The 14,089-nt window shown below is 60.2% G+C and carries 11 protein-coding genes; 8 read left to right on the plus strand and 3 right to left on the minus strand.

Annotation, left to right across the window (positions count from 1 at the left end; genetic code table 11):
- Window positions 1-102: 102 nt before the first annotated feature.
- Window positions 103-1,281: a sugar transporter gene (locus KVQ82_RS15900; RefSeq protein WP_145598196.1), complete on the minus strand. Its 1,179-nt coding sequence runs from the start codon at window positions 1,279-1,281 to the stop codon at window positions 103-105.
- A 192-nt stretch (window positions 1,282-1,473) separates the two neighbouring features.
- A complete protein-coding gene (locus KVQ82_RS15905) occupies window positions 1,474-1,839 on the minus strand; it encodes a hypothetical protein (RefSeq protein ID WP_222014420.1) in 366 nt (121 codons plus the stop codon).
- A gap of 166 nt (window positions 1,840-2,005) precedes the next feature.
- Between KVQ82_RS15905 and KVQ82_RS15910 the strand changes: the two genes are divergently transcribed.
- From KVQ82_RS15910 to KVQ82_RS15945, 8 genes are all read left to right on the plus strand, one after another.
- The gene (locus KVQ82_RS15910; RefSeq protein ID WP_041064263.1) at window positions 2,006-2,353 is read left to right on the plus strand and encodes a DUF4190 domain-containing protein; all 348 of its coding nucleotides are present in this window, start codon (window positions 2,006-2,008) and stop codon (window positions 2,351-2,353) included.
- Between the two features lie 15 nt (window positions 2,354-2,368).
- Window positions 2,369-2,821: a DUF805 domain-containing protein gene (locus tag KVQ82_RS15915; RefSeq protein WP_108182774.1), complete on the plus strand. Its 453-nt coding sequence runs from the start codon at window positions 2,369-2,371 to the stop codon at window positions 2,819-2,821.
- A gap of 273 nt (window positions 2,822-3,094) precedes the next feature.
- Window positions 3,095-4,348, plus strand: coding sequence for a multidrug efflux RND transporter periplasmic adaptor subunit MexE (mexE, locus tag KVQ82_RS15920; protein ID WP_041064269.1), 1,254 nt, complete (start codon window positions 3,095-3,097; stop codon window positions 4,346-4,348).
- Between the two features lie 15 nt (window positions 4,349-4,363).
- A complete protein-coding gene (locus KVQ82_RS15925) occupies window positions 4,364-7,552 on the plus strand; it encodes an efflux RND transporter permease subunit (RefSeq protein ID WP_041064272.1) in 3,189 nt (1,062 codons plus the stop codon).
- Entirely contained in the window at window positions 7,552-8,973 is a 1,422-nt protein-coding gene (locus KVQ82_RS15930) for an efflux transporter outer membrane subunit (RefSeq protein ID WP_041064275.1), read from the plus strand. Before KVQ82_RS15925 ends, KVQ82_RS15930 begins: the two co-directional genes overlap by 1 nt.
- Before the next feature lie 258 nt (window positions 8,974-9,231).
- A complete protein-coding gene (locus KVQ82_RS15935; RefSeq protein WP_222014424.1) occupies window positions 9,232-10,287 on the plus strand; it encodes a tetratricopeptide repeat protein in 1,056 nt (351 codons plus the stop codon).
- A gap of 140 nt (window positions 10,288-10,427) precedes the next feature.
- A complete protein-coding gene (locus KVQ82_RS15940; RefSeq protein ID WP_145598198.1) occupies window positions 10,428-11,930 on the plus strand; it encodes an ATPase domain-containing protein in 1,503 nt (500 codons plus the stop codon).
- Window positions 11,927-13,597, plus strand: coding sequence for an ATP-binding protein (locus KVQ82_RS15945; RefSeq protein ID WP_041064284.1), 1,671 nt, complete (start codon window positions 11,927-11,929; stop codon window positions 13,595-13,597). Before KVQ82_RS15940 ends, KVQ82_RS15945 begins: the two co-directional genes overlap by 4 nt.
- 113 nt (window positions 13,598-13,710) lie before the next feature.
- On the opposite strand, the gene KVQ82_RS15950 is transcribed toward KVQ82_RS15945, so the two are convergent.
- Window positions 13,711-14,088, minus strand: a complete 378-nt coding sequence (locus tag KVQ82_RS15950; protein ID WP_016774860.1) for a response regulator — start codon at window positions 14,086-14,088, stop codon at window positions 13,711-13,713.
- Between the last annotated feature and the right edge of the window lies 1 nt (window position 14,089).

The raw sequence follows: 14,089 nt of genomic DNA on the forward strand, positions 1-14,089 counted from the left end.
ATTTTCTCCGTCTGAAAACAGCGTCCTAGAGCCAAGTCAAAATGTTCTTCGGCGACCCAGACAGCCTCGAGCTGCCCGCACATTAAGCAGGCAGCCAAAGGCTCAAGTCCTCGGCCGGCTGATGCGATAGATCGACACGCAGTAAGACGACAACGCCAACGCCGCCAGCATCCCGCCGACAAGCCCGACGTAAGCAAAGCCGAACTGGCTGCCGACCCAGCTCCCCACTAGTGCCCCGCCGCCGATGCCGATGTTGTAGATCCCGGAAAACAGCGCCATCGCCACGTCGGTGGCGTCCGGCGCCAGCACCAGGACTTTCGACTGCAGCGCCAGCCCGAAGCCCATGATCGCCATGCCCCAGAACACACTCAGCACGCCGAGGTACGACACATTGCCGCTGAACGGCAACAGCAACGCCAGGCACAAGGCGAGCACCGATACGCAGATGATCAGAAAACGTTGCGGGTTATAGCTGTGCAAATAGCTGAACAGCAGCGAGCCGAAAATGCCGGCGCCGCCGAATAACAACAGCAGGAGCGTCACCACCTCACCGCTCATGTTGGCCACGGTCAGTACGAACGGCTCGATGTAGCTGTAAGCGGTGAACTGTGCAGTCACCACCAGAGCGGTCAGCACATAAACGGCTACCAGCGCAGGTCGCTTCAGCAATATGGGCAGGCTCTTGAGCGAGCCCGAGTTCTGGCTGGGCAGCAACGGCAGCACCTTCGCCAGACAGAACACCAGCGCCGCCGCGAAGCCCGCAATCACGATAAAGGTTGTGCGCCACCCCATCGCCTCGCCCAGCAAGCGGCCGAGAGGAATGCCCAGCACCATCGCCAGCGAAGTACCGGTTGCGAGCAAGCCCAGCGCCTGAACCTGCTTGCCCGGCGGAGCCAGGCGCACGGCCAGAGAAGCGGTGATTGACCAGAACAGCGCATGCGATAGCGCCACGCCGATCCGGCTCACCAGCAGCACCCCGAAGCTGGTCGCCAGACCCGACAGAATGTGGCTGGCGATAAACATTGCGAACAGCACGAGCAACAGTTTGCGTCGCTCGACGTTGCGCGTCAGCAGCATGATCGGCAGCGACGTCAGAGACACCACCCACGCGTAAATGGTCAGCATCAGACCGACCTGCGCCGTCGACATGTCGAAGCTGCTGCCGATCGAGCTCAACAGCCCGACAGGCACAAACTCGGTGGTGTTGAACACAAACGCGGCCAATGCCAGGGCAATGACTGCGTACCAGTTGCCGGTGTTTGTCGCCGTAGAATCACTCATTGAACGTCGTATTACTCGTCGATGATCGCGCGTGAATGCACGCAAGCGATCTGTGCCCATCTGTCGGTGTCTTGGTACCGATTGCCGAATGTTTCGACGTTTAGGGGGACGCATCATCAGAGGGTCAAGCCACACTGATCTGATCCAATGCGGTAGAAGCATACGAGGTCTTGATCAAACAAGCTGCCTTGTTCACTGGCCCAAGTAAACGTTGCCCTGCATACAGTCATTCTTCAGGTCGATCTGTTTCTCCGCGATGATAATCCCGTCGCCCACGGCACTGCCCATGCCGTGGGTTTTATCGTTCGCTGCCGGGGTTGAAAGGTAGCTGGCGGTCGCAGCGTTGGCCTGATATTGGCATTCAGCTATATCGTGCTGGATATCAGCAGCACTGTCGCCGGGCCTGGACCCATCGTGTAGAGCTTTACTGGCACGCCTGGGCGTTGCAATCGCCGCGCATGGAAATGCGGTTCGTGCTGCGCGACGTATCTTGAGCAGCAAGGAGCCGGTGAAGCGTTCGACCATGCCGAAGCGGTAAATGGCCTCGCTGGCTGGCACGGCTCCAGACGCTTGCACAATCCCGATAGCCTTCAGTCCTTGAGTCCCCGCACACCCACGGCAGCAATGATGGCAAAGTGATAATGACAAATCCGGTAATAAAGTTTAACTTACCGCCGCCCCGACCGCTGGAGGATCGGGCATTTGCACTCAGTTAAGGAAAACGATGGCAATGGTCTATTGTCGTGCTTGCGCCAAGGAGCTACACGAAACGGCGCTCACCTGCCCCCAATGCGGGGCGCCCCAACAGGCCTCCGTGCCGCAAACGCAAGCCGAAACACCCTGGCTGGCCATCGTTTCATTGATCCTCGGGATTATCAGCGCACTCAACCTGTTTGATGATTCCGAATGGGACAGGGATGCGATTGTCGGTGTGGGCATCCTCAGCCTTGCGGGCCTCACTTGCGGCATCGTCTGTATCAACCAAAAACACCCAGGAAGAAACCTAGCGATCGCCGGCATCGTTTTGTCTGGCCTTGCCGCGTTCGTTTTGTCCTGTCTATCGATTGAATAATTTTAGGGAAAAAATATGAGCTTGGTTTTCTGCCGTGGTTGCGCCAAGGAAATTAGTAGCCTGGCCGTGGCATGCCCACAATGCGGTGCACCTCAGGCCGCTCAACCGTCCTATGCAAGCGGCCCCGCCATCACCACGGGCAATCCTTACGTGGAAGCGCTGAAGAATTACGCCGAATTCAAAGGCCGCGCCACCCGCCGCGAGTACTGGATGTTTGTGCTGATCAACATGGGTATCTGCATTGTCATGGGCGTTCTCGACGCCATGCTCAACACCAAGGGCTTGCTCTACAACCTGTACAGCTTGGCGATGTTGCTGCCGAGCATCGCAGTGGGCGCGCGCCGTATGCACGACACTGACCGTAGCGGCTGGTGGTTGCTGCTGCCGATCGTCAACCTGGTGTTCCTGGTGCAAGACAGCCAGCCAGGTCCGAACCGTTTCGGGCCGAACCGCAAAGGCAACAACTGAGTCACTTCGCATCACGTTGAACGAGACGGCCTTCATGGCCGTCTCTTTGTTTGTGAATTCTGTTCCTGAAGCCGCCGCTGGATTTTTACTGGCGGCGCAACACACATTTGTCATCAAACCAATTGATAGCACCCTAACGAAAGGTGCATGCTAGAGGGCTCGAATCGCTCTTATATCATTCCGAATGATAGTTACCTTTGCTTCATTCGATTCGTGCCATCACAGCCCGCCGAGCATCATCCGCCCATCTTCAATACATTGGCGGATGATTCCATGGAACAGTCACTCAAACATTTGCGCTTCCCCTTGGCCATGTTGGCCGTGCTGGTGATGAGCGCTTGCGGCAAGACTCCGGAGACTGCCGCCACTATGCCCGCTGCCAAAGTCAGCGTGGCCAAGGTGCTGGAACAGCCGGTCAACGAGTGGGACGAATTCACCGGGCGCCTTGAAGCGCCGGAAACCGTTGAAATCCGTCCGCGGGTCTCCGGCCAGATCGACGAGGTGGCGTTCACCGAAGGCGCGCTGGTCAAGAAAGGCGACCTGCTGTTCCAGATCGATCCGCGCCCTTTCCAGGCAGAGGTTCGCCGTCTCGAAGCGTTGGTAGCCCAAGCGCGCGCCAATGCCACCCGCAGTGAAAACGAAGCCGGTCGCGGCGAACGTCTGCGCGCCAGCAACGCGATCTCCGCTGAACTGGCTGACTCGCGCACCAGCGCTGCACAAGAGGCCCGCGCCGCCGTTGGCGCCCTGCAAGCGCAACTGGATCTGGCCAAACTGAACCTGAGTTTCACCCGCGTCACCGCGCCAATCAGCGGCCGCGTCAGTCGCGCCGAAATCACCGCCGGCAACCTGGTGACCGCCGACACCACCGCGCTGACCAGCGTGGTCTCGACCGACAAGGTTTACGCCTACTTCGACGCCGACGAGCGTGTGTTCCTCAAATACACCCAACTCGCCCGCAACGGCCAACGTGGCGCCACCACGCCGGTGTACATGGGCCTGTCCAATGAAGACGGCAACCCACACCTCGGTCAGATGAACTTCGTCGACAACCAGGTCAACCCGAAAACCGGCACCATCCGTGGTCGCGCGGTGTTCGACAACAGCGACGGCACCTACACCCCGGGCCTGTACGCACGGCTGAAACTGGTCGGCAGCGGCACCTACAACGCCATGCTGATCAACGACGAAGCGGTCGGTACCGACCTGGGCAAGAAGTTCGTGCTGGTGATGGATGCGGACAACAAAACCGCTTATCGCGCCGTTGAACTGGGGCCGAAGATCGAAGGCCTGCGCATCGTGCGCACCGGTCTGAACAAGGACGACACGATCATCGTCAAGGGTCTGCAGCGGGTACGTCCGGGTTCGCCGGTGACCCCTGAAGTGATCCCGATGGCCAGCGAGCAGACCATTGCCGCTCTGGCTCAACAACGTCAAGCGCTGGAAGCCAGCAACCTGCCCAAAGTCGCACCCGCCAAAGGTGCACAGGGTACGGCTGTGAAGCTGGCCGCTACGACCCCACGCGGTTAAGGGACGACAACTCCGATGAATTTTTCCCAATTCTTCATTTCACGGCCGATCTTCGCAGCGGTCCTCTCGCTGTTGATCCTGATCGCCGGTGCGATCTCGCTGTTCCAGCTGCCGATCAGCGAATACCCGGAAGTCGTGCCACCGACCGTGGTGGTGCGTGCCAACTTCCCGGGCGCCAACCCCAAAGTCATCGGTGAAACCGTGGCCGCTCCGCTGGAGCAGGCCATCACCGGCGTCGAGAACATGCTGTACATGTCCTCGCAATCCACCGCTGACGGCAAGATCACCCTGACCATCACCTTCGCGCTGGGCACCGACCTGGATAACGCGCAGGTACAGGTGCAGAACCGGGTGACCCGTACCGAGCCGAAACTTCCCGAGGAAGTGACGCGCATCGGTATCACCGTCGACAAGGCCTCGCCCGACCTGACCATGGTTGTGCACTTGACCTCGCCGGATAAACGCTACGACATGCTCTACCTGTCCAACTACGCGATCCTCAACATCAAGGATGAGCTGGCGCGTCTGGGCGGTGTCGGTGACGTGCAACTGTTCGGCATGGGCGACTACTCGCTGCGGGTCTGGCTTGATCCGAACAAGACCGCTTCGCGCAACCTGACTGCCACTGACGTGGTGACGGCGATTCGTGAGCAGAACCGTCAGGTTGCTGCCGGTCAGCTCGGTGCGCCCCCTGCCCCGAATGCCCAGAGCTTCCAGTTGTCGGTCAACACCCAAGGCCGTCTGGTGTCCGAGGAAGAGTTCGAGAACATCATCATTCGCTCCGGCGACAACGGTGAGATCACTCGTCTCAAGGACATCGCGCGCGTCGAGTTGGGTTCCAGTCAGTACGCCCTGCGTTCGTTGCTGAATAACCAGCCAGCGGTAGCGATCCCGATCTTCCAGCGTCCAGGCTCCAACGCCATCGATATTTCGAACGAAGTTCGCGGCAAGATGGAAGAGCTGAAGAAAGGCTTCCCGCAAGGCATGGACTACAGCATCGTCTATGACCCGACGATCTTCGTGCGCGGCTCGATCGAGGCGGTGGTTCACACCCTCTTCGAAGCGCTGATCCTCGTGGTGCTGGTAGTGATCCTGTTCCTGCAGACCTGGCGCGCCTCGATCATTCCGTTGGTGGCGGTGCCGGTGTCGTTGATCGGTACGTTTGCGGTCATGCACCTGTTCGGCTTCTCGCTCAACGCCCTGTCGCTGTTCGGCCTGGTGCTGGCGATCGGTATCGTGGTGGACGACGCCATCGTGGTGGTGGAGAACGTCGAGCGCAACATTGAACTGGGGCTCAACCCGTTCGATGCGACCAAAAAGGCCATGGGCGAAGTGACCGGCCCGATCATCGCGACCGCACTGGTACTGTGTGCAGTGTTCGTTCCGGCGGCATTCATCTCCGGCCTCACCGGGCAGTTCTACAAACAGTTCGCGCTGACCATTGCGATCTCGACCGTGATCTCGGCGTTCAACTCGCTGACGCTGTCGCCAGCACTGGCCGCCGTGTTGCTCAAAGGGCATGACGCGCCGAAAGACCGCTTTTCCAGGATTCTCGACAAGATCTTCGGTGGCTGGCTGTTCCGCCCGTTCAACCGTTTCTTTGACAAAGCCAGCCATGGCTACGTAGGCACGGTGCGCCGCGTGATCCGCAGCAGCGGCATCGCTCTGCTGCTGTATGCAGGCCTGATGGTGCTGACGTTCTTCGGTTTCTCCAGCACACCAACCGGTTTCGTACCCGGCCAGGACAAGCAATACCTGGTGGCCTTCGCGCAACTGCCGGACGCCGCGAGCCTGGATCGCACCGAAGACGTGATCAAGCGCATGTCCGACCTGGCGTTGAAACAACCGGGCGTGGAAAGCGCCGTAGCGTTCCCGGGCCTGTCGATCAACGGTTTCACCAACAGCCCGAACGCCGGCATCGTGTTCGTGACCCTGAAACCGTTCGACGAACGTAAAGACCCGAGCATGTCCGCCGGTGCCATCGCCGGGGCCTTGAACGGTCAGTACGCGAACATTCAGGAAGCGTACATGGCGATTTTCCCGCCACCGCCGGTACAAGGTCTGGGCACCATTGGTGGTTTCCGCCTGCAAATCGAAGACCGGGGCAACCTGGGCTACGACGAGCTGTACAAGGAAACCATGAACATCATCGCCAAGAGCCACAACGTGCCGGAACTGGCCGGACTGTTCACCAGCTACACCGTGAACGTGCCGCAAGTCGATGCCGCCATCGACCGCGAAAAGGCCAAGACTCACGGCGTGGCCGTCAGCGACATCTTCGACACCCTGCAGATCTACCTGGGTTCGCTGTATGCCAACGACTTCAACCGCTTCGGGCGCACCTATCAGGTCAACGTTCAGGCTGAACAGCAGTTCCGCCTCGAATCCGATCAGATCGGTCAGCTGAAGGTACGCAACAACAAGGGCGAAATGATCCCGCTGGCGACCTTCATCAAGGTCAGCGACACCTCGGGGCCGGATCGCGTGATGCACTACAACGGCTTCATCACCGCGGAAATCAACGGTGCGGCAGCCCCCGGCTACAGCTCCGGCCAGGCCGAAAAAGCCATCGAAAAACTGCTCAAGGATGAACTGCCAAACGGCATGACCTACGAGTGGACCGACCTGACCTATCAGCAGATTCTGTCCGGTAACACTGCGCTGTTCGTGTTCCCGCTCTGCGTATTGCTGGCGTTCCTGGTGCTCGCGGCTCAATACGAAAGCTGGAGCCTGCCACTGGCGGTGATCCTGATCGTACCGATGACCCTGCTGTCGGCCATCACCGGGGTGATTGTCTCCGGCGGCGACAACAACATCTTCACCCAGATCGGCCTGATCGTACTGGTGGGCCTGGCCTGTAAGAACGCGATTCTGATCGTCGAATTCGCCAAGGACAAACAGCTGGAAGGTCTCGACCCGCTGGCTGCGGTACTGGAAGCCTGCCGTCTGCGTCTGCGGCCGATCCTGATGACTTCGTTCGCGTTCATCATGGGTGTGGTGCCACTGGTGTTCTCCAGCGGTGCCGGTGCCGAGATGCGTCACGCCATGGGTGTGGCCGTGTTCTCCGGGATGCTCGGGGTGACCTTCTTCGGTCTGTTGCTGACGCCCGTGTTCTACGTGTTGATCCGTAACTTTGTCGAACGCGGGGAAGCCCGCAAAGCGGCCAGAGCGCACGCTCTTCAAAAGCCACTGGAGGCGCAATAATGAGTCTGAAAGTCTTCCTGCCGAGTCTTCTGGTGCTGGCGCTGAGCGCCTGCGCCGTCGGCCCCGACTACAAGACCCCAGCCACGGAGGCGGCCAATATCACGGCCGCCACCGATGGCGCCGCCGGGCAAAAGAACTTTGACCGTTCAAAATTCGAAGGCATCTGGTGGCAGCAATTCGACGATCCGACCCTCAACCAGTTGGTAACGCAATCGCTGCAAGGCAACCGTCAACTGCGCGTGGCGTTCGCCCGCTGGAAAGCCGCCCGGGCGATCCGCGACGACGTCAGCAACGACGCGATGCCGACCATCACCAGCCGCGCCAGCAGTGATCTGGCCAAGGGACAAATTCCCGGCCAGACCACCAAGCGGGTCAACAGCGAGCGCTACGATCTGGGCCTGGACATGGCTTGGGAGCTTGACCTGTTCGGCCGGATCCAGCGCAATCTGGAAGCCAGCGACGCCGACCAGCAGGCGGCCGAAGCCGATCTGTATCAACTGCAAGTCACGATGATTGCCGAACTGGTCGACGCCTACGGTCAACTGCGCGGTGCGCAACTGCGCGAGAAAATCGCCGTGGCCAACCTGGAAAACCAGCAGGAGTCGCGCAAGATCACCATCAGCCTGCGTGACGCCGGCGTCGGTGATCAGCTCGACGTCGAGCGTGCCGATGCGCGTCTGGCCTCGGTCGAAGCCAGCGTGCCGCAACTGCAGGCGGAACAGGTACGGCAGAAAAACCGCATCGCCACCCTTTTGGGTGAGCGTCCGGACAAAATGACCGTGGACTTGAGCCCGAAAGACTTGCCGGCAATTGCCAAGGCTTTGCCAATCGGTGATCCGGGTGAGCTGCTGCAACGCCGTCCGGACATCCTCAGCGCCGAACGCAAACTGGCCTCGGCCACCGCGCGGATCGGCGTAGCGAAAGCCGACCTGTTTCCACGGGTCAGCCTCAGCGGGTTCCTGGGCTGGACGGCCGGGCGTGGTTCGCAGATCGGCTCCTCGGCGGCCAACGCCTGGGCACTCGGCCCGAGCATTACCTGGGCGGCGTTCGATCTGGGAAGCGTGCGCGCCCGCTTGCGTGGCGCCGATGCCGATGCCGAAGGCGCACTCGCCACCTACGAGCAGCAAGTGTTGCTGGCGCTGGAAGAATCGGAAAACGCCTTCAGCGATTACGGCAAGCGTCAGCAACGGTTGATCTCGCTGATTCGTCAGAGTGAATCGAGCCGCAAGGCTGCCGACCTGGCTGAAATCCGCTACCGCGAAGGCACCACCGACTTCCTCGTGCTGCTCGACGCCCAGCGTGAACGGCTGAACGCCGAAGACAGTCAGGCCCAGGCCGAGGTTGATCTGTATCGCGGCATCGTCGCGATTTACAAAGCCTTGGGTGGTGGCTGGCAGCCAGAAACCGTCGCCAGCAAGTAAAGGTTTTCAAAGCGCTCCTTTGGTTGGCCGCAACCAACCAATTTTTTGCCCCGCGTATCATTCGGTCGCGGGGCTTTTTTGTGCCCGCCCCTGTAGGAGCTGACGCAGGCTGCGATCTTTTGATCTTGAACATCAAAGTCAAAAGATCGCAGCCTGCGGCAGCTCCTGCAGGCCAATTCGCAAGCATGGGTTTGACTCATGGCCTTCTCTGACCGAAGCTTGCCCCTCTGCTAAAGAACACCCGTTCACGGAAATCGCATGCCTCAGTCCCGCCGCTACCTGCTCATCAGCCTTGGCCTCGTGCTGATCATCGTCGTTGCCTGGTTATCTCTGCGCTCCACCGCCCCGGTAGTGCCCGAGGCGATCAAGCGCGGCTACAGCGAAGCCCTGACGGCGGCCCGCTCCGGGCAGCCCGGGGCGGCACGGCAGTTGTACCAGCAATTGGGGCGCCCGGACTTGTCGGCCAAGCGCAGCGTCTGGCTGCTGGCCGAACTGCCCAACTATCCAAGCCCACAAGCGCTGAAACTGGCCGATGCACATCTGCAGAACGAAGCCCCCGAAGTCCGGCTGGCAGCGATTCAAAGTGTGGTCGGGCTGGTGCCCGGCGGGCAACGCAGCCTGCTGCTCGGGCCGATGCTCGACGATGAAGATCAAAACGTGCGTTTTGCCGCGATCAACGCCCTCCTCGGTCTGACGCCGGATGAGCTGGGGCTGTATTTTGCCCCGCTGCAGCAAGCCATCGATGGTTGGGAACAAGTGCTCCAGGGCCAACCGGAAAGCGCCGCCACCTATGCGCAGCTGGCGCGCCTGTATCTTCACAACGCCGAGCTCAAACAGGCGCAGCAAGCGCTGGACAACACGCTGCGTCTGGAACCGGGCAACCTGCCGGCGCTGGTGATGCAAATCGATGTGCTCGACCGCCAGGGCCAGAGCGACGCCGCGCGCCAGTTGCTCGCCAAACAGTTGCAGGCGCAACCGGACTCCGCCTACCTGCAACACGCGCTCGGACTGTGGCTGTTGCACCACGGCCAGCGTGAATTCGCCCTGCTCGGCTTGTCCAAAGCGGTGGAGCTGGAGCCGGACAACAAGGATTACCGCTACGACCTCGCCACCACCCTGCACGCTGCCGAAGAGCTGGAAGCGGCGCAAAAGCAGTTGCAGGAAGTCGTCCAGCGTCACCCAGCCGACCGCAAGGCGCGAGTGCTGCTGATCAATTACTGGAAGGAAAGCGGCCAGTTGCAGAACGTGCAGATTCTGCTGGCGCAACTGGAACAGATGAACCCCGACGACCCGGCCCTGCAGCAGGGACTTTGAGCCGTTGGCCGCTGATTCAATGACACTTTGCTATCGAAACCTCGGAACCGTCATGAGCGCCAGCGGTCAAGTAATCAGGTAGAGCACAACGGCTGGTACAGCCTGCTGCCTCGATTCCCCTAGTCATGAGAGGGCATTCTTTGTCTACGTCCAACGAGTTGATCAGTGCAAAAGCCGCCACCGGCATCATTGGCCTGGATGACATCCTCGCCGGTGGTCTGTCCCGAGGGCATGTGTTTTTGCTCGAGGGTGAACCCGGTACAGGCAAAACCACCGTCGCGTTGCATTTCCTGTTGGCGGGCGCCCGTGCCGGCGAACGCTGTCTGTACATCACACTGTCGGAAACCGAGCGTGAACTGCGCCAGGGCGCAGCCTCTCACGGCTGGGAACTGAACGAGAACATCGAGATTTTCGAGCTTACACCGCCGGAAAGTCTGCTCAACGCCGAACATCAGCAAAGCCTGCTGTATTCCTCCGACCTTGAGCTCGGTGAAGCCACCAAACAGATTTTCGAAGTGGTCGAGCGCTTCAAACCGACCCGTGTGGTGCTCGACAGCCTGTCGGAGATCCGCCTGCTGGCGCAAAGCTCGCTGCGTTACCGTCGGCAGATTCTGGCGATCAAACATTACTTCGTGCGTTACGACGCCACGGTCCTGCTGCTAGACGACCTGACCACCGAGTCCCTCGACAAGACCGTGCACAGCGTCGCCCACGGCGTCATCCGCCTCGAAGAGCTGACCCCCAATTACGGCGCCGAGCGCCGCCGCGTACGCATCATCAAGTACCGCGGGCAAAAGTACCGTGGCGGTTACCATGACTTCACCATCATGGGCGATGGGGTCCATGTATTTCCGCGCCTGGTCGCTGCCGAACACCGTGGCGACTATCCACGCCTGCAATTGACCAGCGGCATCAAGGAAATGGACGCCCTGCTCGGTGGTGGCATCGAGACCGGTTCCAGCACATTGATCCTGGGCCCGGCCGGTACCGGCAAATCGCTGATTGCAATGATCTTCGCCGCTGCTGCCGTAGCACGCGGCGAAAAAGCGGCGCTGTTCATCTTTGATGAAGAGCTGGGTCTGCTCTTCGAGCGGATGAAAAATATCGGCATCGACCTCAAGGCCCTGCAAGCGACCGGCAACCTGCTGATCGATCAGGTGGACGCCGCCGAACTGTCCCCCGGCGAGTTCTCGCACCGGGTGCGTCGCTGCGTCGATGAGGGCAACATCAAGACCGTCGTGATCGACAGTATCAACGGCTATCAGGCCGCGATGCCCGAAGAAAACGCGCTGGTGCTGCACATGCACGAATTGCTGCTGTATCTGAACCGCAAAGGTGCGGCGACATTCATGACGGTTGCCCAGCACGGTCTGGTCGGCGACATGCAGGCGCCGGTCGATATCACTTACCTGGCCGACACGGTGATCCTGCTGCGCTACTTCGAAGCCATCGGCAAAGTACGCCGAGCCATTTCCATCATCAAGAAACGCACCGGCAACCACGAGTCGACCATCCGTGAATACCGCATTTCGAGCCAGGGCATGACCATTGGCGAACCGCTGGAAGCGTTCCAGGGTGTGTTGCGGGGCGTACCGACTTACCTTGGTGCCAGCAATCCGCTGTTGCGGGAAGAAGCCTTGTGACAGCCTCCGTTTCACTGCCGGAACGGGCGCTGATTCTCGCGCCCATGGGCCGCGACAGCCAAGTGGCGCTGATGATCCTCAATGAGGCGGGCTACGGTGGGGTCATCACCCCGGATCTGGGCGCATTGTGCACAGAACTGGAACCTGGCGCCGGGCTCTTGTTGATTGCTACCGAAGCGTTGCGCGGCCCGGAACTGGAAACGCTTCTGCATTTTCTGGAGCAGCAACCGGCCTGGTCGGATCTGCCGATCGTCTTGCTGACGCACCACGGCGGCCCCGAACAAGGCCCCTCCTCACGCCTGAGTGAATTATTGGGCAACGTGACCTTTCTCGAGCGTCCGTTTCATCCGGCGACCTTGGTCAGTCTGGTGTCCACCGCCCTGCGCGGGCGACGACGACAGTACGAAGCTCGTGATCGCCTGATTGATCTGAGTGAAAGTGAACGGCGCCTGCAATCAACCCTTGAAACCCTCGAGCAGCAAGTCGAGGAACGCACCGCGCAGCTTCGCCACAACGAGGAAGCCTTGCGCCAGTCGCAGAAAATGGAAGCGGTCGGTCAGCTCACCGGCGGTATTGCTCACGACTTCAACAACATGCTCACCGGGATCATCGGCAGCCTTGAATTACTGCGCCGACGACTGGCTCGCGGGCGCCTTGATGACCTCGACAGCCTGATCGATCTGGGCGTCACCTCAGCCAACCGCGCCGCCGGCCTGACCCACCGTTTGCTGGCATTTTCCCGGCGGCAATCGCTGGACTCCAAAGCCGTGCAGATGAATACCCTGGTGCTGTCGATGGGCGAGTTGCTGCAACGCAGCCTCAACGAAAGCATTCAGCTCGACATGCGCCTGAACGACGATTTGTGGGTCGCTGAAGCCGACCCCAATCAACTGGAAAGCGCCCTGCTCAACCTGGTGCTCAACGCCCGGGATGCGATGCCCGAGGGTGGCAAACTGGTGGTCGAAACCAGCAATCAGATCCTTAAACAGGAATTCACCGAGGCCTACACCAACCTCGAACCTGGCGAGTACGTCATGCTCAGCGTCACCGACAACGGCAGCGGCATGCCACAGAGCGTGATCAACCGCGCGTTCGATCCATTCTTCACCACCAAGCCCATCGGCCAGGGCACCGGTTTAGGCCTGTCGATGATCTATGGCTTCAGCAAACAGTCCCGTGGTCATGTCTCGATCGACAGCGAAATCGATCAGGGCACCACGGTCAAACTGTACCTGCCGCGCTTCCGCGGCGAGGAACTGGAGCATCCGGTGTCCGCTATTCAACAGGCTCCGGAGGCGCTGGACGGCGAGACGGTGTTGATCGTCGAAGACGACCCTGCCGTGCGCGTGCTGGTCAGCGCAGTGCTCAGTGAGTTGGGTTATGCGTTTGTCGAAGCCGGCGATGCCGACGGCGCGGTACCGATCCTCAACTCGACGCAGCGCATTGATCTGTTGATCAGTGACGTCGGCCTGCCGGGCATGAACGGCCGGCAACTGGCGGAAATCGGTCGACAGTACCGGCCGGGGCTGAAGGTGCTGTTCATTACCGGTTATGCCGAGCACGCCGCTGTGCGCGGCGGGTTCCTCGACCCGGGCATGCAGATGATCACCAAGCCGTTCACCTTTGATCTGCTGACCGCCAAGGTCCGCGAGATGATCAAGAACTGACTCCCAAAAACACCTGTAGGAGCTGCCGCAGGCTGCGATCTTTTGATTTAAAAACAAGATCAAAAGATCGCAGCCTGCGGCAGCTCCTACAGGGGCATTTCAGTGTTTTTTGATCAGGCCAGCAATTCCTGAATCTTTTCCTGCAACACGTCCAGATCGAACGGTTTTTCCAGGATCGGCGCCTTGCTGGTGATCGGGCTGCCGGTCTCGCGGATTTCCTGCGGGTAGCCGCTGATGAAGATTACTTTCAGGTCCGGACGCAGCTTGACTGCCGGCTCGGCGATCTGCACGCCGGAGATCCCGCCCGGCAGGCGGAAGTCAGTGATCAGCATGTCCAGATGCGGTTTGCTCGCGAGAATCTCGAACGCCTGCTCGCCGTTTTCGGCCTGCAACACGCGGTAACCCTGCCCCGACAGATAGTCTGTCAGCACCATCAAGATAACCGGTTCGTCCTCGACGACGAGTACTACATCTTGTGCATCTACGCTCATG

The organism is Pseudomonas sp. AO-1, assembly GCF_019775695.1.
GTDB classification, from domain to species: domain Bacteria; phylum Pseudomonadota; class Gammaproteobacteria; order Pseudomonadales; family Pseudomonadaceae; genus Aquipseudomonas; species Aquipseudomonas parakoreensis.